Source organism: Paraburkholderia sp. BCC1885 (assembly GCF_900996235.1).
In the GTDB taxonomy this organism is placed as follows: Bacteria; Pseudomonadota; Gammaproteobacteria; order Burkholderiales; family Burkholderiaceae; genus Paraburkholderia.
Genome location: NZ_CAAJGM010000033.1, coordinates 168,580 through 193,243, shown reverse-complemented (window position 1 = coordinate 193,243; position 24,664 = coordinate 168,580). Strand labels below are relative to the sequence as shown.

Here is a 24,664-nt window from a genome sequence, read left to right as displayed (position 1 = left end):
CGCGGGGCGCGCCCGGCGTTGGCCTCGCACTGGCCATTTCCGCCGTTCGCCTGTCTGCAGCTTCGGGCGACCGGCGCGACCTATATCATTCCCACCGCGATATCGCCGGTGTCGCGTGCGCTGATTTTTGGCTTTACCCCCTTAAACCCACCCCGTCGCGTAATACACCGCGATCACAAAGAACACCGCCAGTGTCTTGATGATCGTCACGGCGAAAATGTCGCGATACGACTCGCGGTGCGTCAGCCCCGTCACCGCCAGCAGCGTAATCACCGCGCCGTTGTGCGGCAGCGTATCCATGCCGCCGCTTGCCATCGCTACTACGCGGTGCAGCACTTCCATGGGAATATGCGCCGCCGTAGCGGCCTTGATGAAAGTGTCCGACATCGCGGCGAGCGCGATACTCATGCCGCCCGACGCCGAGCCGGTAATCCCCGCGAGCGAGCTGACCGACACCGCCGCGTTGACGAGCGGATTGGGAATGCTCTTGAGCGCGTCGCTGACCACCAGAAAGCCCGGCAATGCCGCGATCACGCCGCCAAAGCCATATTCCGACGCGGTATTGAGCGAGGCCAGCAGCGCACCCGCGACAGCCGCCTTGGTGCCGCTCGCGAAGCGCTCGCGCATGCGGGGCAGCGCAGTCAGCATGACCAGCACGATGCCGAGCAGCAACGCGCCTTCCACCGCCCAGATACCGACCACGGTCTTGATCGCAGTCGTGACCGGCGCATGGATACCGGGCAGCACTTCCGGCGCCACCGTGTACGACGCGCCGTACCAGTCGGGGATCAGCTTGGTCAGCGCAAAGTTGGCCACGCCCACCAGCACGAGCGGCGCGACGGCCAGCAGCGGATTCGGCAACTGCCGCGACTCGATGTGCTCCGGCTCGTTGACGAGCGACGTGCCGTACCCTTCACCCCTGGCCATCGCCGCACGCCGGCGCCATTCCAGATACGTCAGGCCCACGATGATGATGAACACCGAACCGATCGTGCCGAGTACCGGGGCCGCCCAAGAGGTGGTCTTGAAGAAGGTGGTCGGGATGATGTTCTGGATCTGCGGTGTGCCCGGCAGCGAATCCATCGTGAACGAGAAAGCGCCTAGCGCGATCGCGCCCGGCATCAGGCGCTTCGGAATATTGCTCTGACGATACAGTTCGGCCGCGAACGGATACACCGCGAACACGACCACGAACAGCGACACGCCGCCATACGTCAGCAGCGCGCACACCGCGACGATCACCGCATTGGCGCGCGAGCGTCCGATGTAACGGATCGCCGCGGCCACGATGGATTCGGAGAAGCCCGACAGTTCGATGACCTTGCCGAACACCGCGCCGAGCATGAACACCGGGAAGTACAGCTTCACGAAGCCGACCATCTTGTCCATGAAAATGCCGGAGAATACCGGCGCGACGGCGGCGGGGTCGGTCAGCAGCACGGCGCCGAGGGCGGCAATCGGCGCGACCAGAATTACGCTGTAGCCGCGATAGGCGGCAAACATCAGAAACGCCAGAGCGGCGAGGACGATAACAAAGGACATTGAGTCTCCAAAACCTGGTTGTTCTAAGTGGCCGCGCGCAAGGCGGTACGGCGCCGGCGCGCGGTCCTGAGGATTGTACCGAATCGTTTCCATTTCGAGATGCGACGCGCCTTCGCAGCGGTTGCGTCGTTGATGTCTCCGCGCAAATCGGCATCGGGCGCGCTGCTTTCTATAGGAGAATCGCCGTATGCGGGGGCAAAGTTTGTGTATCCGCGGCGGCGGCTCCGGCATCCCGGGATGGCGGTTGTCGTGAGAGCGTGTCGGTCGATGCAGCGGAGGAGCCATGAGAGGCTGGTTTGTCATCACCTTGCTGTTGGTGCTGGGCATCGCGCCCGGCGCGTCTTACGCACAGGAGCCTGAACTCAAGAACTGGTACAACGACCCGTTCTTCACGCTCTCGCAAGGTTTCGCGGATTGCCCTGTGCCGCTCGGGCCTTTCATGACGCGCGCGCAAATGGAAGACGACGCACACTATCGCGTCGAACGCGGCACGACTTGCTGGCTGGCCCACAAGTGCAGCAAGCCGAACTCGTATATGTACGACGCGGACATCGCCGCGGCGATTCGCGCGCGCTTCACCGACCCGCATGCCTTCGACGGCACGAGCGTCTGGATCCGGGTGCAGCGCCGTTTTGTCTACGCGGAAGGTTGCGCGCCGGCCACGTTCGACATTCATGCGCTGCAGCAACAACTCGAGGCCATCCCGGATGTCGAACAGGTTTTCATGCGCATCGGTACGGACGCGCATGGTCCGCTTCCCTACAAAACGCTTGCCGCGCCTGACGAAGCGCCAGTCGAGCCCGCCATGGATCCTGCAAAAGATCCTGCTGTTCGCGAGTGACGCAGTGCAACGCGCGCGTGGCACAATCGAAGGGTCAAAGAATTAGAAAGGGATCGGGGTTTTCAATGAAACGCAGCTACTCATTCTCAGTTCGAACGGACCGTCTCATGCGTGGCGTCCTGGGCGCGACCGGCTTCGCCTTGCTCGGGGCGCTGGCAGGTTGTAGCAGCAGTCCGCCGCTGTTCCTGCCGGACGGCCGCCCAACTACGCTGGTGCAATGTCCGGAGGGCTCGGATTCGTGCGCACAACAGGCGCGCGCCAGTTGCGGCGGCCAGTTCGATGTAGTTCGCCAGTCCAGCGACAACGGCTCGCTCAGTCTGATCTACGCGTGTCCGACTCGACCGCAGCAGTGACGACCGGTCGCCGCAGTTCGCTTCATCGGACTGTCGGCGATTGATAAACAGGCTTTATCAAGCGGGACCGGCGCGTCCGAGCGCAGGTCCCGCTTATGCGCGTTGCGGTCAGCCGCCGCATTGAAAATACGACGCACATGGCCGTCATACTCATAGCGGGTTATTTCAAAACGAGTTTGGGCGAAAAGGGCTGACGGCTTATATAATTCATTCACATTCGAATAGTCATCGATAATAAGAAATATATCGTCGCATTATCACGATATTGTCAGCAGTCATATGACTAATCGTAAACATGGCTTTGTCGACGCGCCCGTGACTTCAGTGCGTCGGCCGATGGAGCTATATGGTAGCTGCTTTTATCGTCGTTCCCAGCGAGGCCCACGCCGCACTGCGTCGATGGACCGGTGGGCCGCCATGAGCGGTGACGAGCCCGGAAGCGGGAAGCGTTCCCGCTTCTTAATAGCGAAGGCGTGCGCGGCACGTTTCATGCTTTGTGATCGGTTACACGAAAGATTTCCGGGGAAAAAGCAATGAATCATCATCAGATCGAAAAAGACATCGAACATCTCGAACACGTCATTACTCGAATTTCCGCTGCGGACCGCATTCCTCTCTCGTATTGGCGTAACCGGGTGACATCAATACTGGCTGCGGTATTGGTGCCGTCTCAGGCGAGCCGTGTCAGACGGCTGAGCGACGCTCTCAGCGCCATTGAAGCGCGTCAGGAACTGGTGCCAGATACCGCCCATGTGCGGTAACGTTTAGCGGATAAAAGCGGAATGTTACGTATCGTCTTTACCGAATATCCGATTGGCCGGTATATTTTGCCTATTGCGCACGAGGCGAGCTTGGGGTCAGTTCCGCGGACCATAAATCGCCACCTGCCCGCAGTCGACTTGGTTTACGCTTGATAGATTGCAATAATTGAGGTCTCAGAGCTGCCGTTCTGTGGCCGATTAAACCGTAACGCCCTTAAGCAATCCGGCGAAGCGGGCTAACTGTGCACGCGGGACGACCCATGCGGAAAGCAGGCTTTTCGGCAGCAAAACTGACGCGACTGACAGCGGCCATGCAGACTTACGTCGACCGGGGCGAGGTGGCCGGCGTAGTGACGCTGGCCTGGCGGCATGGCGAGACGGCGCACTTCGAGCCGCAGGGGTGGCGCGACGACGCTGCGCAATTGCCGATGCAACGCGACACCCTGTTTCGCATCGCCTCGATGACCAAGCCGATCACGAGCGCGGCCATCATGATGCTGATCGAAGAAGACCAGCTCACGCTCGACGCGCCCGTTGCCCGCTGGTTACCTGAACTGTCCGCGCCGCGGGTGTTGCGCGATCCGGCAGGGCCGCTCGATCAAACGGACGCCGCGCACGCTCCGCTTACCGTGCTCGATCTGTTGACCCACCGAGCCGGCTACGCCTATCACTTTACTGCCACGGGGCCGCTTGTTAAGGCCTACGAAGCAGTGTTCAACGGTTTCGAGTCGCAGGTCGATCCCGACGCATGGCTTACGCGTGTCGGCACGCTGCCGCTACTGTTCCAGCCGGGTACGCGCTGGCACTACGGTATTGCGACCGACATCCTCGGCGTATTGATCCAGCGTGTCAGCGGCCTGACACCAGGCGATTTTTTCCGTACCCGCATCTTCGAGCCGCTCGGCATGCGCGATACCGCGTTCTGGGTGCCGGAGACACAACTCGACCGGCTGGCGAGCGCCTATAGCATCGATCCGGGCACGCAGCGGCGGGTGGTCGAAGACCGTCCGCCGACGAGCCGCTGGGCCAATCCGAAGCGTTTTCAGGGCGGTGGCGGAGGCCTCGTGTCGACGGCGCAAGACTATCTGCAGTTCGCGCGCTTGTTGCTGGGGCGTGGCCGGGTCGATCAAACCCGCCTGCTCTCGAATCGCTCGGTCGACCTGATGCGCTCCAATTTCCTCAGCCGCGAGCAGCGTCGCGTGCCGGCCTTCGGGCACGAGCTTTGGGCGGGCCAAGGCTTCGGGCTCGGCCTGTCGATTGTCGACGATCCCGCGCGGCAGTTGCCGCTTGGCTATCGCTCGGTCGGCTCGTTCAGTTGGCCAGGTGCTTATGGAACGAGCTGGTTTGCCGATCCGGTGGAAAATATGATCGGTCTGATGTTGATTCAACGGCGCTCCATCGAACGATTTCCGATGTCAGCCGACTTCGAGCGTCGCCTATACGACGCCATCGACGCATGAGCTTGGAACTTGCTTGAACCGTTAATCCGAGAATGCGTGAACCGACGCTATCCGGCACTTTTTCGATCTGATAGGGTCACACTGCAGTTATCCAACCGACTGGAGACTAAGCTTCATGGCCACCTACAAACAATTGACTGCGCAACTCGAAAAACTGCATAAGGAAGTCGCTGTCGCTCGTGAAAAAGAAATTGAACAGGCCATTTCCGATATCAAGCAAAAGATAGTGGACTACGGCATCAGCGCAGAGGAGCTTGGTTTTGCAAGCAAACGCGGGTCGGCCAAGAAGACACCATTGCCGGCGAAGTATCGCAACCCGAAAACCGGCGAGACCTGGAGCGGTCGCGGCCGTTCGCCGGCATGGCTGGCGGGCAAGAATCGTGATCGCTTTCTGATCGAAGAGTGAGCATCCCGTACCGGATGGCGCGTCGCCCGATGGCGCGCTTCCGTCTATAAGTGAAGCAGCGGTGGCGATTTTACGACCGCCGGGTTGGTCCCGAAAACCCTCACCTTTAGTTTTTATCGCAGCCGCTGAGGCCAGACGCGGCTGCGCTTTGCATTCGTCGGTTATCGCTTTGTCCGGCAAGCCTTCGCCGGGCTAATGCGGGCTTAGGCGCCTCGGCGCAAGTGTGTCGCAAGGTGCCACGGGCAACGTGCGGCGTCGAGCCGAAGTCCTTATGACATAAGGGTTTGCGCGTTTCGATCTACGGTGTCTTCTGCATAACTCAAAGCGTTTTTCTCACCCTCCTTTTTCAATCGCATGCGCCTCGATTTTATCGTGGAGTCCGGAACGTCCGGTGCGCGCGCGGCGCTTTTACATCTCACCCCAAGTCCCCTTTCTGCCGTTTTCCGCGCTGGTCCCGAAAACCCTCACCTTAACGTCGAAACCGCTGCGCACGCGTCATCGTCCCCAGGACAAACCCGGAGTTGAGTCCGTCTCATACCCAGGATCAAAAAACATCGATTCATGATGGCGCAGCGCGAATAGCACAATCCGCTCATCCACCCCAACCCTTGACGGGATCAGACATGAGCGTATCGACGGAAAAGCAGTTGTATATCGGTGAAGGCTTCGAAGGCCCGGGCGTCAACCTTGCCCACATCAACGTATTGGTCGGGCCGCGCAACGGCCCGGCAGGCCAGGCATTTGCCACCGCCTTGTCCACGCCGTCCGCCGGTCATGCGCCGTTTGTCGTGATTGCCCGTCCGGGTATTCCGACCAAGCCGCTCACGCTGTATGTGAACAAGGCGCAGATCGAAGGCGATTTCCACGGCAACGCGACGTGGGGTGCCTCGCAGGCAGGTATCGCCAAGGCGGTCGCCGAGTCGCTCGAGAACGGCACGCTGCCGCCGGAAGCGGAAAACGACTGGGTGGTCGTGTCGGCCAACTGGGTCAATCCGAAGACGGACGATCTCGACGCCGTGTTCGAGAACAACTACCGCGCTTGCAAGAACGCGATTCTCGCGGCCATGAAAGGCCTGCCGCATCGCGATGAAGTGTTCGCCGCCGCGCGTGACGTTTCGAATCCGTTCTATACGCCGAAGAAGCGTTAAGACCACCGCCCAGTCGAAGGAGACAAACACAATGGAATACATTCGCCTCGGCCAATCGGGCCTGAAGGTTTCGCGTCTGTGCCTTGGCACGATGAACATGGGCACGCCGGACTGGAAGCCGTGGATTTTCAACGAAGCGCAAAGCGAGCCGATCGTGCGTCACGCGCTCGAAGCGGGTGTCAACTTTATCGACCTCGCGGACTTCTATTCGACCGGCGTCGGCGAAGAAGTGGTCGGCCGCATTCTGAAGCGTCTCGCGCGTCGTGAAGAGATTGTCGTGACGACCAAGGTCGGCTACGACATGGGCACGTATCAAAACGCGGGCGGCCATTCGCGCAAGCACATCATGGACGGCATCGACGGTTCGCTCACGCGTTTGGGCATGGACTACGTGGATATCTTCATGCTGCACTTCTTCGACGTGAATACGCCGGTCGAAGAAACCATGAGCGCGATGAACGATATCGTGCGTGCGGGCAAGGCGCGCTATATCGGCGTGTCGACCATGTATACGTGGCAGTTCGCCAAGATCATGCAGGCGTGCGAGCGCAACGGCTGGCACAAGCCTGTCAACATGCAGTTGCAACTCAACCTTGCATACCGCGAGGAAGAGCGCGAGATGATTCCATATTGCGCGGATCAGGGCGTGGGCGTGTCGGTGTTCAGCCCGCTCGCACGCGGCCTGCTGACGAGCGATCCGAACTCGACGCGCAACCAGACCGACTTCTTCACCGCGCAAATGTACGGCGATACGGCTTCGCGTGAGATCGCCGCGTCCGTGGCGCGCGTGGCGGCAGCGCGCGGCGTGTCGCCGGCGCAGATCGCCCAGGCGTGGGTGCTGAATCACGGTGGCGTATCGAGCATGCTGGTCGGCGCGGACACGCCGGCGCAATTCGACAGCGCGCTCGCGGCACTCGACACCCAGCTTTCCGCCGACGAACTCCACGAACTCGAACGCAACTACACGCCGTGCGATCTGATCAACGATTACACGGCGGGCAAGCGCATTGCCCGCGAACCACGGCCGGCGCAGGGCGCATTCGGCCAAACTCTGGAAAAAGCAGCATGAGCGAATTTCTCCGTACTGGGCATTACATCAACGGCGAGTGGCATCAAGGCGCGCAGACGTATGCCGTGTTCAATCCGGCCACCCGCGAACTGATCGCCAACGTGGCGAAAGGCGGCGCGGCGGAAACCACGGAGGCAATCGCCGCCGCCGAACGCGCCTTCCCCGCATGGCGCAAGTTGACCGCCAAGGAACGCGGCGCGCGGGTGAAGCGCTGGGGCGAGTTGATGCTCGAGAACCGCGATGCGCTGGCTGAGCTGATGTCGCGCGAACAGGGCAAGCCGCTGGCCGAAGCACGCGGCGAAGTGGGCTACGCAGCGAGCTTTTTCGAGTGGTTCGCGGAAGAAGCGAAGCGCGCCTATGGCGACGTGATTCCGAGCCCGAATCCGAACGCGAAGATCATCGTGACGCGCGAGCCGGTGGGCGTCGTTGCCGCCATCACGCCGTGGAATTTTCCGCTGGCGATGATCACGCGCAAAGCCGGCCCGGCGCTCGCGGCCGGCTGCACGATGGTGCTCAAGCCGTCCGAGGAAACCCCGTTGTCCGCCTTCGCGCTGGCCGTGCTGGCCGAACAGGCGGGCATTCCCGCCGGCGTGTTCAACATCGTTTCCGGCGATGCAGCCGCGATTGGTGACGTGCTGACGGCGTCGCCGGTAGTGCGCAAGCTGTCGTTCACCGGCTCGACGCGTGTCGGCAAACTGCTTGCCAAACAATCCGCGGATACGCTCAAGAAGCTCTCGCTGGAACTCGGTGGCAATGCGCCGTTCATCGTTTTCGACGATGCGGACATCGACGCCGCCGTGCAAGGCGCGATGGCTTCAAAGTTTCGCAACACTGGGCAGACCTGTGTGTGCGTTAATCGCTTCTACGTGCAGGAGGGTGTTTACGACGCCTTCACCCAGGCGCTGACGAAGGCCGTGCAGAAGATGCGGGTGGGCAATGCGCTGGAAGGCGAAGTCGAGCAAGGTCCGCTGATCAATGCGGCCGCGCTGAAAAAAGTCGAAACCCACGTCGCGGATGCGCTGCAAAAAGGCGCAAAAGCGCTGACGGGCGGCAAGCGTCACGTGCTCGGCGGCACGTTCTACGAACCGACGGTGCTGGTGGACGCATCGCGATCGATGCAGCTCGCCGATGAAGAAACCTTTGGTCCGGTGGCCGCGTGCTTCCGCTTCAAGACGGAACAGGAGGCGATCGCGGCGGCCAACGATTCGCCGTTCGGTTTGTCCGCGTACTTCTACACGCGCGATCTCGGTCGTGCATGGCGCGTGGCCGAGGCGCTGGAAAGCGGCATGGTGGCGATCAACGAGGGCATTCTCTCGACCGAAGTGGCGCCGTTCGGCGGCGTCAAGGAGTCGGGTCTGGGCCGCGAAGGGTCGAAGTACGGCCTCGATGAGTACATGGAACTGAAGTACATGATGATGGGCGGCCTCGGACGCTGATCGTCGCAATACCGGCGGCAACCATGGTCCGCTTCGCGTAGCGCACGCGCGAAGCGGACGACGCGGTATCGCGCGCGAGACGACCGGCTACCGGCGGGCCGCGCAGGGGTACCCGAAGATGAAATCGGAGTACGCGGCAAAACGCTGACTCCGATACAAAAGGAGACAGCGTGAACAATCAGGACATCCAGGCAGGCACATTTGCCGTCACCGCCACCGCGCCGCGTGCAAGCTACGCCGCGCCCGCAACAAAACCCGTTCCCCTCGACGACGTGCCGCTGAACGGGTTTCACATCAAGATCGCCGGCCTGACCTTCGGCGCCCACTTCACCGAAGGCTACGCGCTCGGCACGATAGGCTACGCCCTCGCTTCGCTGAATCGGCAGATGCCGCTCGACGCGTTCTGGATGGGCATGATCGGCAGTTCGGCCTTGATGGGCATTTTTCTGGGCAGCCTGGTGTTCGGCTGGCTGTCGGATCGCATGGGGCGGCAGAAAATCTTCCTGTTGAGCTTCGTCATTATCGCGGCCGCGGCATTTGCGCAGTTCTACGTGCGCTCGCCCTTCGAATTGTGTGTGTTGCGGGTGCTGATCGGCTTCGGCATGGGCGGCGACTTCGCGGTAGGACATTCGATACTGGCTGAGTTCTCGCCGCGCAAGCATCGCGGGACCTTGCTCGGTTCATTCAGTGTGGTGTGGACCGTGGGCTATGTCGTGGCCAATGTGCTCGGTCTGGAATACGCGCACTCCGCGCCCGATGCGTGGCGCTGGTTGCTGGCTTCCGCAACCGTGCCCGCGTTGATCGTGCTGCTGCTGCGTATCGGCACGCCGGAGTCGCCGCGCTGGCTGCACGGCAAAGGACGCATCGCGGAGGCCGAGGCGATCGTGCTCAAGCATTTCGGCCCGAACGTGACGCTCGACGGCGGCGGCGCGGACCATCAGGGCAACGTGCGCGGCGGCTTCGCGCGTCTGTTCAAAAAGGATCTGATTCGCCGCACGCTTTTCAATTGCGCATTCTTCGTGTGCCTCGTGATTCCCTATTTCGCGGTGTACACGTTTTTGCCGACCATCCTCAAGGCGGTCCATCTGACCGAAGGCTCGGGCGCGGATTTCCTGCTGAATGGATTCCTGGTGCTCGGCGCGTTGATCGGCATCTGGCTCACCATTCAGTTGCCGCGTCGCGTGTTTCTGATCGGCTCGTTCGCGGTGACGTGTCTTTCGCTGGTGGCGTTGAGTCTGCTGCCCGAGTCGGCCAGTGTGGCGATGATCGTGGCGTTCGGCATCTTCACCTTGACCATGTCGGCGTTCTCGAATCTGGTTGGCGTATTTCCGCCGGAATGCTTTCCGACCGAGGTGCGTGCCTGTGGCGTGGGACTCGCTATCGCCTGTAGCCGGCTCGGTTCGGCGGTCGGGACGTTTCTGCTGCCGCTCGGCATTGCACAGTGGGGCTTTCACGCCACCATGATGGCGCTGGCTGCCGTGCTTTTGATCGGCATGGTGGTATCGATCGCGTGGGCGCCGGAGACGAAGCACCTGACGTTGAACGAGGCGAGCGGCGCGTAGGGCCGCTCGCCTCCGCCTAGAAATTGACCGCCTTGTTCCCTTCGACGGGAAAGGTGGCGTCGAGCGCCGAGCGAAGCAGTTTGGTGTGTGCGTCGCCGGCGTCCAGAACGATCAGATGGTCGGTGAATGCAGCGTCGACGGAAAGCGCGCCGTTCAGGATAGCCTGCATGGCCGCTTCCGATGAAACCAGCACCACATCCCGGTCGGCCTGCTTTTCAGAAGTCACGTTGGGTGGCTCGGGCGTGATGTCCGGATCGAATCCCGCCTCGGTGGCATGGAAAAATCCCCATGTGCCAATTTCGATCAGGAGAACGTAGAAGTCGGGCAGCGCCATGAGCCGTCCAACCGGCACCGACGCTTCCAGGCGCGCCTGCAGGCCTTTGAGTGCCTCGATGGCGGCCATGCGCAGCTTCATGTTGCTCAACGCGCCCTCTACCGCGGTTTCCGGCAACGCGCCTGAGTCCATGGCTTCGCGCGTTGCGACGGCTACCGTGAGCGCCTGAGGGTGCCCGATATTGAATTCGATCTTCAGTTCGCAGATTGCGCACATCGTTTCGGTTCCATATTGAGAGCCACGCGCCGGTTACGGCGTGACGATGTTGAACCAGAAGTCGAAGTTATCGAGCCAGGAAACGAATTCGCCCAGTCTCGGCGCACTGCCGGTGATTTTGGCTTTACCGGCCATGACCAGTTTCTCCATCGACGTATTGCCCATCATGACTTCGTTGAGATCGGCGCGTGTCATGGTGACCGAGGCGTCCGCGCTATCCGACGTCTTGCCTTTCGAATAATGGATCGCGGAATTCTCGACGCCGACCAGATAGTTTTCGTTCGTATCGGTCATCACGAAGTTGAAGGTAATGGATTTGCCGGCCGCACGGTCGCCATTCAGGCGCACCCCCTGATAGTCGAGAAACATTTCCAGAGGCATCGCCTTGATCGTGTCCGGGCTTTGCGAACTGCCGAACGGCACGCGATGCACGCCGTTGCGCAACTCCATGGCGCCGGTCAGATAGAAATTCCGCCAGCTGGCCGATTCCGCCTGATAACCCATCTGCTCGTAGGCATCGGCCAGCATATGCTTGGCAGCGGTGTTTTGCGGGTCGGCAAACACGACGTGGTTCACCACTTCGGCTACCCAGCGATATTCGCCTTTGTCGTAATAGTGCTGCGCCTTCTGCAATACGGCGGCAGAGCCGCCCATGAACTCGACATAACGCTTGCCGTTTTCGACGGGCGGCAGCCGGTGAAGATTGGCCGGCACGCCGTCGAAAAAGCCCAACCGAAGGTTGTATTGCGCGACGAGGTCATGAAACACCGTGCCGTAATAGCTGCGGCAATACCATTGTTTGGCCAGGCTGTCGGGCAGGCGCAGCATGTCGGCGATTTCCAGCGGCGTGTAGCCGGTATTGGCGAGACGCATGGTCTGGTCGTGCAAATACCGGTACATGTCACGCTGTGCTTTCAGGAAGGCGACAATCCGCTCGTTACCCCACGTCGGCCAGTAATGCGAAGCAAACAGCACTTCCATTTCACCGCCGAACATGTCGATGGCGGCCTGAAGGTATTTCGACCACAGCAAGGCATCCCGAACCTTGGCGCCGCGCAACGTATAAAGGTTGTGTAGCGTATGGGTGGCATCCTCGGCGGCGCAAAATGCCTTGAACTTCGGGATGTAGAACATGAACTCAGACGGCGCCTCCGATTCCGGCGCCATGATGATGGTGATGTCGACACCATCCAGCGTCAGTTTCTGGCCCGTCGAGGTGGCGAAGTCGGTCGGCACGAGCAGCGTGATGGCGCCGATGGAGGTTGTTTTACCCAGACCGCCGTCCACCACGCCATTGGCGTTGCGCGGCAGGAGATTGCCGTACATATAGGCGGCCCGCCGGCTCATGGCGTTGCCGGCAATCACGTTTTCGCCGACCGCGGCTTCAGTAAAAGCCGCCGGCGCGTAGATTTTGACCTTGCCCGCCTGGATATCGGCTTCGTCGACGATGCCGCGAATGCCGCCGTAGTGGTCCGCGTGGCTATGGGTGTAAATGACATGGGTAATGGGGCGTTCGCCGAGATGCGGGACCACTAGCTGTTTCCATACGACCACGGACGCATCCGCGGTCATCAGCGGGTCAATCACAATCCAGCCAGTATCGCCGCGGATAATACTCATGACCGAAAGATCATAACCGCGCACCTGCCATATTCCATCCACTACTTCGAAAAGACCGTGATTCATATTCAGCTTGGCATTGCGCCATAAACTGGGATTAACTGAATCAGGCGCATTATTTTCGGGGCCACCGGTAATAAAAGAAAATTGCCCAAGATCCCAGGCGGCGCCGCCTTTAGAACTCGGAATAATACCGGGATCGGGTAATGTGGCAATCAGTCCGCGGGTGGCGTCCTGAAAATCCTGGGTGTCGTTAAACGCCAATTGATTGGCATACACTGCGTTGGCGTCCCGGGTTGCCCTGGTGGGTGGCTTTGAACCGATGCCGGTGGCTTTAGGGCTTGCCGGGCTTTGGGCCAGGGTTTCGCCTACGACGGAGCCGAGCCCCGTAGCTATCCCGACCGTAGCGACGCCTTTAAGAAAATCGCGGCGCTTACTGGCATTAGAAACCGGATTATTTTCGTCGGACATACACCCACCTCCAGAGTTTCCGGATATCTCACAGGCCAATGCCTGAGCAAGTTTATTGCGGACGCCAGGCGCTGCGGCGACCGTGCTTAATCGTATGCTAACGTTGGATGATCCGCAATGTTCTTGAGATTTTAACTATTTCAATTGATGCGATTAATTGATTGAGTGTTGCACCTCAAAAAACAGTAATGGAATCAATTGTTATTTTCAGGATGAAAGGAATTCCTTGAATGTCACGATCGGGCAGGACGACCGGGCGTTGAACGTGACCAGACAATTGGCGTTCGCTGACCGCTACCTGCGCGAAGAGGCGGCTCGGCGGCAACCCGTCTCCCCATCCGCCCCCAATCCCGATTTCATTACGCCGGTCGCCATCACGTGTATCATTCGTTCCCTGCGCTGTTCTGCGCCGGCCATTCCCGTTTTTCAAAACGTTCGTTCGCAACCGGCTTGTGTAGCGGCGCGCCTGCTTTGCCGCAAGCTCCTCACGACCGCCCGAACCTTTATCCGTGACCGCCCGATCCGATGTCAGCCTCTGAACTCAAACGCCGCCGCACTTTCGCGGTCATTTCCCACCCGGATGCGGGCAAGACCACGCTGACTGAAAAGCTGCTGCTGTTTTCGGGCGCAATCCAGATTGCCGGCACCGTGAAGGGCCGCAAGAGCAATCGCTACGCGACCTCGGACTGGATGGAGATCGAAAAGCAGCGCGGCATTTCGGTGGCCAGTTCGGTGATGCAGTTCGAGTACGGCGACGCTGTCATCAACCTGCTCGATACCCCGGGCCACGAAGACTTCTCCGAAGACACCTACCGTGTGCTGACGGCGGTCGACGCCGCTGTGATGGTGATCGACGGCGCCAACGGTGTCGAAGCGCAGACGCTGAAGCTGCTCGAAGTCTGCCGCAGCCGCAAGACGCCGATCGTCACGTTCATCAACAAGCTCGACCGCGAAGTGCGCGAGCCGCTCGAACTGCTCGACGAGATCGAACAGCATCTGGGCGTCGCCGCCGTGCCGTTCACGTGGCCGATCGGCATGGGCAAAGATTTCCAGGGCGTCTACGACATCCAGCGCGACCAGGTGCGCCTGTTCCGCGCGGGACAGGACAAAGCGGGCGGCGAGGTCGAAACGCTGCACGCACTCAGCGACGAAGAGGGCGAGCGCCGCTTCGGCCATGCCTGGGTCAAGGCGAAGGAAGAGATCGATCTGATCACCGGCGCTTCGCCGGACTTCGATCGCGCGCAGTTCCTCGCCGGCCAGCAGTCGCCGGTGCTGTTCGGCTCGGCCATTAATAACTTCGGCGTGAAGGAAATTCTCGACGCGCTGGTCGATCTGGCGCCGCCGCCGTCGGCGCGCATGGCGGTGCAGCGCTCGGTCGAGCCGGATGAACCGAAGTTCACCGGCGTCGTGTTCAAGGTGCAGGCGAACATGGATCTAGCGCACCGCGACCGGGTGGCGTTCATCCGTGTGTGCTCGGGGCATTTCGAGCGCGGCATGGCGTTGAAGGTGACGCGTTCGAACAAAACGTTCCGCGCCAATAACGTGGTGACGTTTCTGTCGCAGCGCCGTGAGACGGTGAGCGAGGCGTATCCGGGCGATATCATTGGCATTCCGAACCATGGCACGCTAAGCCTCGGCGACACGCTGACCGAAGGCGAGATCCTGCAATTCGTGGGTCTGCCGTTCTTCGCGCCGGAAATCTTCCAGACGGTCGAAGTGGTGGACCCGATGCGCGCCAAACAACTCGGCGAAGCGTTGAAGCAACTGGGCGAAGAGGGCGCGATCCAGGTGTTCCGCCCGGTCGGCGGCGGCTTGATGATTCTGGGCGCAGTCGGCCAACTGCAGTTCGAAGTGGTGTCGCATCGTTTGTCGACGGAGTACAAGGTCGACGTGCGGATGGCGACGGCGCGTTATCGCATGTCGCGCTGGGTGACCTGCGACGACGCGGCGGAACTGCGCCGCTTCACCGATGCCTATGCGGCGCGGATTGCCCTCGATGCGTCGAATGCGCCGACCTATCTGGCTTCACACATCTCCGAAATCGAAGTTGCGCAGAAGGCGTGGCCGAAGATCGTCTTCAACGAATTGCGCGAGCACTCGGGCGCGCCGTTCAAGAAGGCGATGTAACGCAGACCTCCTCAGTGCTTCGTCGTCGTGGACGGCGCGAGAATCATGACTTCGGGAACCGGCTCCGCGCGTTGCTCGTGTTGCCGGCGCAATTGCTGCTTGATGGTTTGTCCGTCGCGCAAGCCTTCGAAAAATTCCGCGTCGAGCTTCGCTTCGGCTTCAGCGCTGCTCGTGAGTTCTTCGAAGCTGAAAAGCATCTTGGCGCGCGTGGCCGGCGACGAATTGCATTGCTCGATGGCTCGGGCGAGTGCCGCGAGTCTGGCGAACTGTTCGGCGTTGCGCCGCGCCGTATTGACCGCTCTTTCGAGGATGCCGTCGAGCAACTGGTCGCTGGGATGTGTTTTCAAGGCGTCTGGGATGCCGGGTTTGTTTTCATCCATGATTGGCTTCCTTGGAGAGCGGGTCTGTGCGCCGTGGGCGGCCCAGGCGGTCAAGTCCCATGTATGCGGTTTCGGAGACAACGCAAGTATAGAGTGTCGCGAGCGGGGAACGAGGCTTCGCGAACCCTGCACGAACCCTGCGTGAACCTCACCCCATCTTCAAAACTTCTTCCCGCAACCAGCCCGCGAACGCCTGCACGTGCTCAAGCGCCGCGTGGCGTTGCGCCACGTCGAACCAGTAACCGAACGGCCCGCTGACTTCAATGTCTGAAATGCGCGCGAGGCTGCCGTCCGCGAGTTCCTCGACGATCATATTGCGATCGACGACCGCCAATCCCGCGCCTTTGCGCGCGGCATGAATGGCCTGCTCCAGATTGGAGAACTCGATGCCGTTCTCGGCGTAGTGGGCGGGCATGCCGGCCGTGGCGAGCCAGTTCGGCCATAGATCGAGCCGCGCGTCGTTATGCAGCACATGCAGCGCGGGCATCTTTTCGAGCAGGGTTTCGAGCGGGCGTCCGAGCAGATGCGGCGCGCCCACTAGCGTGTGGCGTTCCGTCATCAGCAATTCAGAATGCGCGTCCGTCAGCGCGTTGCGGCCGAAACGGATGTTGCAGTGGCAATCTTCGGTGGGTTCGGTACGGATCGACAGTTCGACGTCCGGCAATTCCACCGCCAGCGAACCGAGCCGCGGCGAGAACCATTGCGTCGCGAAGGTCGGCGGCACGGAGAGCACGAGGCGCCGCCGACCCTTCGCCGTGGTCACCTGGCGCGTGCCTCGCTCGATCGTGTCGAACGCCTCCGACACGCACGGCAGCAACTGCGAGCCCGCGGCGGTCAGGCGGATGCCCTTGTGGTCACGCTCGAACAGCTTCGCGCCGAGTGATTCCTCGAGTATCTTGATTTGGCGGCTGACGGCGCCTTGCGTCACGCACAACGCGCTTGCCGCGCGGTTGAAGCTCAGATGACGTGCCGTCTCCTCGAAAAAGCGCAACGCGATCAGCGATGGCAGGCGCCGCATAACTTCACCTTCTGTCTATTCTGGTCGTCCGGGGCGCGCCGGATTGGCGCCGTCCTGCCGTCCGCAATGGTTGTCATGGCGTGGATTGTCGCATTTCGGACGGCGCCGTGAGCAGACGTGGCCACAAAAGGCGCTCGCCGGGCGACACGGGACACGCCGGGCGCGCTTGACGTCCTTTCCTTGCCCGACGGCAACGTTTCACTGCCCGACATCGCCTATCCTGAGGGGATGCGCGTTCCCGTTGACGCGTCCCTTTCGACTCGCGGAGCGCCCGGTGACCGTTCGCAATCTCGATGCCCTGTTTCGACCCAAATCCGTTGCGGTGATCGGCGCTTCGCAGCGGCCGCGCAGCACTGGCGCCATGGTATGGACGAGCCTGCTGGGCGGCGGTTTCGACGGGCCGCTGTGGCCCGTGAATCCGAAATACGACGCGCTCGACGGCCATGCGGTGGTGGCGGACACCGGGGACCTGCCGGGAGCGCCCACGGTGGCGCTGATCTGCACGCCGCCGTCGACCTGGCCCGGCATCATCCACAAACTCGGCGGTCTGGGCACGCGCGCCGCGATCATCGTAGGCGAAGTGCGCAGCGACGAGGACCGTACCGCGTTGAGGCACGCGCTTTCGGCGGCGCGGCCGAATCTGCTGCGGATTGTCGGACCGGGCAGTCTCGGCGTGATATCGCCGGCGCTGCGCGCGCATCTGGGCGCGCCGGCGCGGCTGGTGAAGGCGGGCGGGGTGGCGTGGGTGTCGCAATCCAACGCGCTGACCAATGCCGTGCTTGGCTGGGCGTATGCGCGCGGGCTGGGCTTTTCGCACGCGGTGGCGCTCGGCGGCGAGGCGGATGTGGATGCCGGCGACGTGCTCGATTACCTCGCCAGCGATCCGGGTACCCGCGCGATCCTGCTCGAACTCGATACGGTGCGCGCGGCCCGCAAGTTCATGTCGGCGGCGCGAGCGGCGGCGCGCAACAAGCCTGTGCTGGCGCTGCGCTCGGGCCGCGACGACCCCGCCGACGCCCTGTACACGGCGGCATTTCGCCGCGCCGGGATGGTGCGTGTCGATTCGCTCGACGACCTGCTCGACGAAATCGAGACGCTCGGAGTGGGCCGCGTGGCGGCCGGGGCGACGGCGACGTTGATCACCAGCGACCGCGGCGTCGCGACGCTCGCCTGCGACGCGTTCGATGCCGCGGGCGATACCCTCGCGCAGTGGCCCGAAGAGACCGTGCAAGCGGTCGCCACGGCATTGCCGAGCGCGGTCGCGGGCAACCCCCTGCTGCTCGGCGATGACGCGCATGCCGAGCACTTCGGTACGGCTTTGCAGGTTCTCGCGCAGCATCGGGAAACCGGCACGGCGTTCGTGGTCCACGCGTCGACCCACAACGCGCCGGTCGGTGAGGTGGCGCAGGCGCTGATCGCGCATCAGAAGTTCGCCTACCGCGGCTTGCTGGCGTGCTTCTTCGGCGGCGTGGACGCCGCGACGCGCGATGCCCTGCATGCGCAGGGCATTCCGGTGCATACGACGCCGCAGCGCCTCGCGCGGGCTTTCGCCCGGCTGGTCGATTACCGGCTGGGACGCGAGCTGCTGATGCAAACGCCCGAAGGACTGCCGGCGCGGATTCCGGCTGAGATCGACGCCGCCCAGGCGCAGGCACGCGCGGCCTTGGCAGCGGGAGAGGACGTGCTGACGGGCGAGCCCGCGGCGCATCTGCTCGCGCATTTCGGGCTGCGGGTCGAGCCGCAGGATGAAACGCCGGACAAGATCGTTGACATCGAGGTCGAACTGCACGACGACGACAACTTTGGCCCGGTGTTCCGCTTCACGACGCCATCGGCGGATGGGATGTCGGCGCCGCTGCGGGTGTTCGGCCTGCCGCCGCTCAATCCCATTCTGGCGCGCGATATGGTGGGCCGCTCGCCGTATGCTCGGGTCGCCACGCCCGAGCCGGTGCTGGCCGCTTTTACCGCGCTTTCGCAGGCGGTGTGCGACGTGCGCGAGATTGTCGGTCTGAAGCTGGCGCTGCGGGTATTCCGCGAGCGCGCCGCGATCGTGGCGCCGTCTATCCGGCTGGGCGCCACGCGCAGCCGGCTTGCGATCATGCCGTATCCGCGCCGCTATGAGGAAACGCTTGACTGGCATGGTCTGCGCATCACGGTACGGCCCATTCGGCCGGAAGACGAAGCGGCGCATCACGACTTCGTGGAAGCGATGACGCCCGACGATCTGCGTCTGCGGTTTTTCGGTGCGGTGGGCAGCTTCGATCATTCGCAACTCGCACGCATGACGCAGATCGATTACGACCGCGAAATGGCGCTGATCGCGACGGTTCCATGCGAAGAGGGCTTTACGCGGACGCTCGGTGTGGTGCGCGCAGTGGCGGACCCCGATAACGAAACCGCCGAATTCGCAGTGGCGATCCGCTCCGATCAGAAGGGGCGGCATCTCGGCACGCTGCTGATGCAAAAGATCATCGCCTACGCGCGCTCGCGTGGCACGCATTGGCTGGTGGGCGAAGCACTGCGCGAGAACGGGCCGATGATCGCGCTGGCCAAAGCGAGCGGTTTCACCGTCACGTCCACCGAAGATCCCGGCGTAGTGGGGTTCAGGATGGCGCTGGACGAGGCCGAAGCGGCGACATAGCCCGCTCGGGACGCACGAGGCCTGCCTCGGGGCGCGCTCCCTGCCGCGCCTTTGAGAATCCTCTGAGTGTCTGGAGCCGCGATTCCCGATATATTTTTTGCTTCACTCAGCGATCGCAGTCGCGGCTCTATTTGACCGCTTCGCGGCACGAATACGTCCTTTGTTTTCGTGCCCGTCACGCAAGTTCGAATCGCTGGCCATATCACGAAACGTTTCGACGGGCATTCAAATGGATAACCTCGCTGTCTCCGATCAATTCATCAAATCATTGCTGTTTGCGTTTTTCTGCAGTGCTGTCCTGATCTTCGTGCTGCAACTGACCAACCTCATCGACCCGGACCATCTGGTGGGCCGCGAAGGCGTGGCATGGCTCGTCGCGACCATCGTTTGCACCGTCGAACCGCTTTTGCGTCATCAGGGCATCCTGAAAGGCGGCATCGAATGCCGCATCGGTGAATTCACCAAAGCGAGCACGCTCGGGCGTGTGATCGGCGCGCCGGCAGGTTGCCTGTTTGCGTGGGCCATCACGATCGTCGGGTCTTAAGCTGATTGTTCGTGCAAAGTTGCAAAGAATCGTCAAGGATTCCATATTAAATCGTGAGCGAGTCAACGGCTTCGGCGGCAAGCCGTTATACACCCGACCGTTACCAGGTCGCACTCAACCATGATTTTTTTCAGGATGTATCAACGATGAACAAGCAGATCACCATTGCCGCTCTCGCCGGTTTGTTTTCGCTGGGCGCGTTTGCACAAGCATCGGCTCCGGCCGCTCAGGTTGCCCCGGCAGCACAGGAGCAGACCGCTGCACCGGCCGAGCCGGCATCCGCTGTGAAGCATCACCACAAGCATCACAAAAATCACAAGCATCACGCATCGGCAGTTGCTGAAGCGTCCGCCGCAGCGCCCGCTTCCGCTCCGGAAATGAAGCCGTAAGACCCGGTCCGGTCCGCGTCCGCTCTTTCGTCAATCGGGAAACCTCATGTATTCGTGCGCACAAGCTCGCTGGCGCCTCTCGCTGCTTTGCGTGGCACTGATCACGTTTGCCGGTTGCGCAAACAGGCCGCAGCCCGTCTCATCGCCTGAGGTCGTTCAGACCGAAACGGGCGCGGCTTCTTCGACGGCGGCGGATGTTCCTGCGCCGCTGGTCGAGGCCGGTTTCTACCGGGTCAACGCCGGCGATACGTTGACGAGTATTGCGAAGTCGTTCGGACGCGCGCCGGCATCGGTGGCGCGCTGGAACAACATGTCGGTGACCGATGTGATTTCCGTCGGGCAGGTGCTGCGGGTCGCGCCGCCGGCGGCCACGAGCGCTAAATCCGCGCTGGGCGAAGCGGGCAAATCCGCGGCAGCAAGCGCAAAGCCCGGCGGGGCGTCGGCATCGGCATCGTCGGCATCGGCTGGGGAAGCTGCGCGCTTCAAGTGGCCGGTTGCGGGTCCTGTCAGCACGAAATTCGTTGCTGGACGATCCAAGGGCATCAACCTGGGTGGCCGCGTGGGCGATCCCGTCAAGGCGGCCGAAGGCGGTCGCGTGGTGTATGCGGGAGGACGGATCAAGGCCTATGGCCACCTGATCGTCATCAAACACGACGGCCATTTCGTCACGGCTTACGGCAATAACCGCAAGCTGCTGGTCGCGGAAGGCGCTGTTGTCAAGCAGGGGCAGACAATCGCCGAGATGGGAGCGGGTTCCGATGGCGATGCCTCGCTCAGGTTCGAAGTCCACAAGGACGGCAAACCGGTTGACCCGCTCGACTATCTGCCGAAGCGTCCCGGCTAGCCGGCCGGTTTCGGCTCGGCTCTAACCGTCACACACTTTTTACTGGATCGTCTTGCGCCGCAGCGGCGTCGTCGACGTCGCTCATATCATGCGCATATCTTTGAAAAAATATCGTTTATACCGAGGCTTTAGCGCTTCGTTGTCCTTAGCGTTAGTGGCTGCCTGCGTACATCAACCCGCGGTGGCCGAGCCCATGAACCTTGACTCGCCGAGCGAGCAATTGCCGGAAACGGTGATGGATAACCCGCCGCTCGAACTGGAAGGCGCGCCGCTCCTGCCCCAGCCGGCGGACGAAGAGAGCGACACGGCGCCCGCTCCGCCTGAGATCCGCGACGTTTCGTCGTTCCTGCAATCAGGCATCGCGTCCTGGTACGGCAACCGGTTTCAGGGGCGCCGCACGGCGAGCGGCGAGTATTACAACTTGCACGCGCTGACGGCCGCGCACCGGACGCTGCCGATCGGCTCGTATGTTCGCGTGACCGCCGTGAAAAGCGCGCGCTCGGTGATCGTGCGCATCAATGACCGTGGACCCTATGTACAAGGGCGAGTAATCGACCTGTCGTATGCGGCAGCCGAGGCGCTCAATCTGCCGCGCTCCGGCACCCTGCTCGTGCGCATCGAACGGGTCGGACGGCAGGAAGCCGGTTCCTAGTTCGCGGATGACGTCCGCGGCACCGCCGTCATCCGCGCCCTTGACTCAAGCCGGCAGCTTGGCCGCTGCCTCGTCCACCTGGCTGCGCGACACCGACAACTCTTCGAGCCACGCCTGCGCGTACACGGCACCCGTTTCGCGTTCGAGGCGGGCAATCGTGGCCGCGCAGCGAGCCGCGTCCTTCGGCGTCGCAATGAAATCCTTCACCGATTGCCCCGCGTTGAACGCTTCGAACAGCGGCACGCGGATGTCGTCGGGCAGCGTGCGGGTCCACTGATACGGCTTGCCGTTGTAAGTGAACGAGGGCGGCAGCACGCGCTCTTTCTTCGCGGCCGGAATCAGGCCATAAGTGCGCGCGGCTTCGCCGATCTGCTCCGGCGAAAACAGCTCGTCCGGGCTAATGTCGAATTGCTGAATGTAGGCTTCCATCGCCTGCATGGCCGCGGCGCGATCGTCGCGCTTTTGCTGCGCGCGGGCCACGATGTCGCGCAGTTCGTCGGCTTCTTCGCTGGTGATCGTGAAGCTCGCCTGCTTCTGCTGGAGTTCGGAAAAACGCTGGAATTCGGAATCGGTCAGAAGTTTCGCCATGAGGTATCGATAGCGCGCGCGGGTCGGGTCCGCGCGGCGACATTTTTGAAAGGGTCGCCATTCTAAACCATGCGGGCTTCGATCATGCCGCCCGCTAGTTCGCTGAGCCCGCTTCCTCGCGGAACATCGACAGCGCCTCTACCGTTTCACGCAGCATGGCGGTTGCCGCGTCGAGTTCCGGCGCGGCGTACTCGTCGATGCGCCGCAGGTACGGACAGGTCATCACGGCAATCGCCTGCCCTGACGGCCCGAGGATGGGGAAGGTCACGTCGGTGACGCCGAAGATCTGCTGGCTGTCTTTCTGCGAGAACCCTGCCGTGCGGATTCGCTCACAGGTTGCATCGAGCGCCTCGCGGTCGATCGTCACTTCCCCTTTCACCGTGGTGTGTTCCGCGAGCATGTGCGCGCGCTGCTCGGCGGTCTGGAACGCGAGCATGACGCGGCCGGAGCCGGTATCGATCAGCCCGACCCGCGAACCGAGCCGCACCGACATCCCCCACGTGCCCGGACCGTCGACCTGGGCAATTACCAGCAGATTGCCGCGGTCGTACACCACCAGGTGGCACGACTGTTCCGCGCGGTCCGAAAACCGCTGCATCAACGGCAACGCTTCGTAGATCAACCGGTTCATCGGCGGATGCCGATGCGCGAGCGCATACAGCTTCAGGCTCAGCGAATAACGGTCGCCCGCCGCCGAACGCACCACATATTGACGGGCGACCAGCCGCTCGAGCATCCGGTACATCTCGCTCGCATTGCGTCCCAGCAGCTTGGTGATCTCGGCGCGCGTCAGCCCGTCTTTCTGCTCGGCGAGCAGTTCAAGAATGTCGAGGCCCTTGTCCAGCGCGGGCGCCCGGTAACGGTCGGCGTCGTCTCTTTCTTCCGCATCCATCATGAGTGGGTTACTCCGGTGCCGTGCATAGCTGTGCAGCTCTCATTGTCATCTGGCGCGTGAGTGTAGAGCGCAATTGACGAAGCTGGCCAGGGAAAGTACGGACACCCGCCAGGCCGGACTTTCCTTGACTTCGAATGATGCATATATGAATAATACGTTCATTGGTGAACTGATGCTCGCCAATGTCGATAAGAACGAAAAACGCGCAGGGACGATACGCCGACCGTCAGATGGAACGGCGGAGCCAGTTCAATAACGCGTGGATTGGAACAGACGCCAACGCGCCATTCCGACCCACACAGGAGACACGACATGACATTCGTTAAAGGGCCGCGCTCGGCCCAACGCTTTATCCGCAGCGCTTTCTCAATTGGGGTAGCCGCCGCCTGCGTGGCCGGCCTCGTGACGAGCGGCGCGGCGCGCGCCGCGGATTCCGGCAAGATCGGCCTCGATCTGCCGCTCCTGACCTCGCCGTTCTGGCAGTCGTACAACAACTACCTGCCCGTCTATGCGAAGCAAAGCGGTCTCGACATCCTCGCGCCGGTGAATTCCAACGGTGACCCTGCCCAGCAGATCACCGACATGAACAACATCCTGAATCTGGGCGCCAAGGGCATCGTGGTGGGTCCGCTGGACTCGGCTGCGATCAGCCGCGCGCTCGACGCCGCTTCCGCGAAGAACGTGCCGGTGGTGGCGGTGGACGTCGCGCCGACCCAAGGCAAGGTCGCGATGGTGGTCCGCGCCGACAATCACGCGTATGGCGAGATGGCCTGCAAGTACATCGGCGAGCACGTGAAGTCCGGCAAGGTGGTGCAGATCGAGGGCGACCTGGCGTCGGTGAACGGGCGCGACCGGTCGGAAGCGTTCCGCTCCTGCCTGAAGCACTATCCGTCGCTGTCGCTGCTGGAAATTCCGGCTGGCTGGAAGGGCGACGTCGCGGCCACCGCGCTCGACAGCCTGCTGACCGCCAATCCCGACGTGAAGGCGATCTACATGCAGGCAGGCGGGGTCTATCTGTCGCCGACCCTGCAGACGCTGCGCCGCAAGCAGATGCTGTATCCGCTGGGCGACGCGAAGCACGTGGTGATCGTCAGCAACGACGGCATTCCGCAAGAGTTCGACGCGATCCGCAAGGGCGAGATCGACGCCACCGTTTCGCAACCGGCCGACCTGTATGCCAAGTACGGCCTTTACTACATCAAGGCCGCGCTCGCCGGACAGACCTTCAAGCCGGGTCCGACGGATCACGGCAGCACGATCATCCAGATCGCGCCGGGCATGCTGGAGGACCAGTTGCCGGCGCCGCTCGTGACGAAGGCGAATGTCGACGACAAGAACCTGTGGGGCAATACCGTTAAATGAGCGGC

At 62.1% G+C, this 24,664-nt stretch carries 24 protein-coding genes; 16 read left to right on the top strand and 8 right to left on the bottom strand.

From position 1 onward, the window contains the following. Window positions 1-141: 141 nt before the first annotated feature. Window positions 142-1,542, bottom strand: coding sequence for a GntP family permease (locus tag FQ755_RS03160; protein WP_144150897.1), 1,401 nt, complete (start codon window positions 1,540-1,542; stop codon window positions 142-144). Between the two features lie 283 nt (window positions 1,543-1,825). On the opposite strand from FQ755_RS03160, the gene FQ755_RS03155 reads away from it, so the two are divergent. The 9 genes from FQ755_RS03155 to FQ755_RS03115 all read left to right on the top strand — a co-directional run bounded on the left by FQ755_RS03155 (window position 1,826) and on the right by FQ755_RS03115 (window position 10,578). Beyond that, on the top strand, window positions 1,826-2,383 hold the full coding sequence (locus tag FQ755_RS03155; protein ID WP_144150895.1) for a BON domain-containing protein: 558 nt from the start codon (window positions 1,826-1,828) through the stop codon (window positions 2,381-2,383). 65 nt (window positions 2,384-2,448) lie between these two features. Next, entirely contained in the window at window positions 2,449-2,736 is a 288-nt protein-coding gene (locus FQ755_RS03150) for a hypothetical protein (protein WP_409937055.1), read from the top strand. Window positions 2,737-3,269: 533 nt separating this feature from the next. Further along, entirely contained in the window at window positions 3,270-3,497 is a 228-nt protein-coding gene (locus FQ755_RS03145) for a hypothetical protein (RefSeq protein ID WP_144150891.1), read from the top strand. A 260-nt stretch (window positions 3,498-3,757) separates the two neighbouring features. After that, window positions 3,758-4,957 (top strand): serine hydrolase domain-containing protein, encoded by a 1,200-nt coding sequence (locus FQ755_RS03140; RefSeq protein ID WP_144150889.1) that lies wholly within the window; start codon window positions 3,758-3,760, stop codon window positions 4,955-4,957. A 115-nt stretch (window positions 4,958-5,072) separates the two neighbouring features. Next, window positions 5,073-5,363: an H-NS family nucleoid-associated regulatory protein gene (locus FQ755_RS03135; protein ID WP_144150888.1), complete on the top strand. Its 291-nt coding sequence runs from the start codon at window positions 5,073-5,075 to the stop codon at window positions 5,361-5,363. Between the two features lie 623 nt (window positions 5,364-5,986). Then, window positions 5,987-6,511: a formaldehyde-activating enzyme gene (gene fae, locus FQ755_RS03130; protein ID WP_144150886.1), complete on the top strand. Its 525-nt coding sequence runs from the start codon at window positions 5,987-5,989 to the stop codon at window positions 6,509-6,511. Window positions 6,512-6,542: 31 nt separating this feature from the next. After that, a complete protein-coding gene (locus FQ755_RS03125) occupies window positions 6,543-7,580 on the top strand; it encodes an aldo/keto reductase (protein WP_144150884.1) in 1,038 nt (345 codons plus the stop codon). Continuing rightward, entirely contained in the window at window positions 7,577-9,016 is a 1,440-nt protein-coding gene (locus FQ755_RS03120) for an NAD-dependent succinate-semialdehyde dehydrogenase (RefSeq protein ID WP_144150882.1), read from the top strand. The genes FQ755_RS03125 and FQ755_RS03120 overlap by 4 nt, the downstream gene beginning before the upstream one ends. A gap of 170 nt (window positions 9,017-9,186) precedes the next feature. Further along, window positions 9,187-10,578: an MFS transporter gene (locus FQ755_RS03115; RefSeq protein ID WP_144150880.1), complete on the top strand. Its 1,392-nt coding sequence runs from the start codon at window positions 9,187-9,189 to the stop codon at window positions 10,576-10,578. A gap of 16 nt (window positions 10,579-10,594) precedes the next feature. On the opposite strand, the gene FQ755_RS03110 is transcribed toward FQ755_RS03115, so the two are convergent. From FQ755_RS03110 to FQ755_RS03100, 3 genes are all read right to left on the bottom strand, one after another. Next, window positions 10,595-11,128, bottom strand: a complete 534-nt coding sequence (locus FQ755_RS03110; RefSeq protein ID WP_144150878.1) for a hypothetical protein — start codon at window positions 11,126-11,128, stop codon at window positions 10,595-10,597. 33 nt (window positions 11,129-11,161) lie between these two features. Then, complete coding sequence (locus tag FQ755_RS03105) at window positions 11,162-13,219, bottom strand: alkyl/aryl-sulfatase (protein WP_144150876.1); 2,058 nt, start codon at window positions 13,217-13,219, stop codon at window positions 11,162-11,164. Window positions 13,220-13,394: 175 nt separating this feature from the next. Continuing rightward, window positions 13,395-13,649, bottom strand: coding sequence for a hypothetical protein (locus FQ755_RS03100; protein ID WP_144150874.1), 255 nt, complete (start codon window positions 13,647-13,649; stop codon window positions 13,395-13,397). Window positions 13,650-13,744: 95 nt separating this feature from the next. Here FQ755_RS03100 and FQ755_RS03095 point away from each other — a divergent pair, with 95 nt between their 5' ends. Further along, window positions 13,745-15,346 (top strand): peptide chain release factor 3, encoded by a 1,602-nt coding sequence (locus tag FQ755_RS03095; protein ID WP_144150872.1) that lies wholly within the window; start codon window positions 13,745-13,747, stop codon window positions 15,344-15,346. Window positions 15,347-15,357: 11 nt separating this feature from the next. Here the strand turns inward: FQ755_RS03095 and FQ755_RS03090 are convergent, their stop codons facing one another. Next, on the bottom strand, window positions 15,358-15,726 hold the full coding sequence (locus tag FQ755_RS03090) for a hypothetical protein (RefSeq protein WP_144150869.1): 369 nt from the start codon (window positions 15,724-15,726) through the stop codon (window positions 15,358-15,360). A gap of 148 nt (window positions 15,727-15,874) precedes the next feature. Then, window positions 15,875-16,744 carry a LysR family transcriptional regulator gene (locus tag FQ755_RS03085; RefSeq protein ID WP_144150867.1) on the bottom strand — a complete coding sequence of 290 codons (870 nt, stop codon included), beginning with the start codon at window positions 16,742-16,744 and terminating at the stop codon, window positions 15,875-15,877. A 274-nt stretch (window positions 16,745-17,018) separates the two neighbouring features. Here FQ755_RS03085 and FQ755_RS03080 point away from each other — a divergent pair, with 274 nt between their 5' ends. From FQ755_RS03080 to FQ755_RS37940, 5 genes are all read left to right on the top strand, one after another. After that, window positions 17,019-19,385, top strand: coding sequence for a GNAT family N-acetyltransferase (locus FQ755_RS03080; RefSeq protein WP_144150865.1), 2,367 nt, complete (start codon window positions 17,019-17,021; stop codon window positions 19,383-19,385). 229 nt (window positions 19,386-19,614) lie between these two features. Further along, window positions 19,615-19,929: a hypothetical protein gene (locus FQ755_RS03075; RefSeq protein WP_144150862.1), complete on the top strand. Its 315-nt coding sequence runs from the start codon at window positions 19,615-19,617 to the stop codon at window positions 19,927-19,929. A gap of 146 nt (window positions 19,930-20,075) precedes the next feature. Next, window positions 20,076-20,318 (top strand): hypothetical protein, encoded by a 243-nt coding sequence (locus tag FQ755_RS03070; protein WP_144150860.1) that lies wholly within the window; start codon window positions 20,076-20,078, stop codon window positions 20,316-20,318. A 46-nt stretch (window positions 20,319-20,364) separates the two neighbouring features. Further along, on the top strand, window positions 20,365-21,162 hold the full coding sequence (locus tag FQ755_RS03065; RefSeq protein ID WP_144150858.1) for a peptidoglycan DD-metalloendopeptidase family protein: 798 nt from the start codon (window positions 20,365-20,367) through the stop codon (window positions 21,160-21,162). A 193-nt stretch (window positions 21,163-21,355) separates the two neighbouring features. Further along, window positions 21,356-21,814 carry a septal ring lytic transglycosylase RlpA family protein gene (locus tag FQ755_RS37940; RefSeq protein WP_409937051.1) on the top strand — a complete coding sequence of 153 codons (459 nt, stop codon included), beginning with the start codon at window positions 21,356-21,358 and terminating at the stop codon, window positions 21,812-21,814. A gap of 45 nt (window positions 21,815-21,859) precedes the next feature. On the opposite strand, the gene FQ755_RS03055 is transcribed toward FQ755_RS37940, so the two are convergent. Together FQ755_RS03055 and FQ755_RS03050 are read right to left on the bottom strand one after the other, a co-directional pair. Next, window positions 21,860-22,402 (bottom strand): hypothetical protein, encoded by a 543-nt coding sequence (locus FQ755_RS03055; RefSeq protein ID WP_144150854.1) that lies wholly within the window; start codon window positions 22,400-22,402, stop codon window positions 21,860-21,862. 94 nt (window positions 22,403-22,496) lie between these two features. Beyond that, window positions 22,497-23,294, bottom strand: a complete 798-nt coding sequence (locus FQ755_RS03050; RefSeq protein WP_144150923.1) for an IclR family transcriptional regulator — start codon at window positions 23,292-23,294, stop codon at window positions 22,497-22,499. A 315-nt stretch (window positions 23,295-23,609) separates the two neighbouring features. On the opposite strand from FQ755_RS03050, the gene FQ755_RS03045 reads away from it, so the two are divergent. Then, window positions 23,610-24,659 (top strand): sugar ABC transporter substrate-binding protein, encoded by a 1,050-nt coding sequence (locus tag FQ755_RS03045; protein ID WP_144150852.1) that lies wholly within the window; start codon window positions 23,610-23,612, stop codon window positions 24,657-24,659. Window positions 24,660-24,664: the final 5 nt, after the last annotated feature.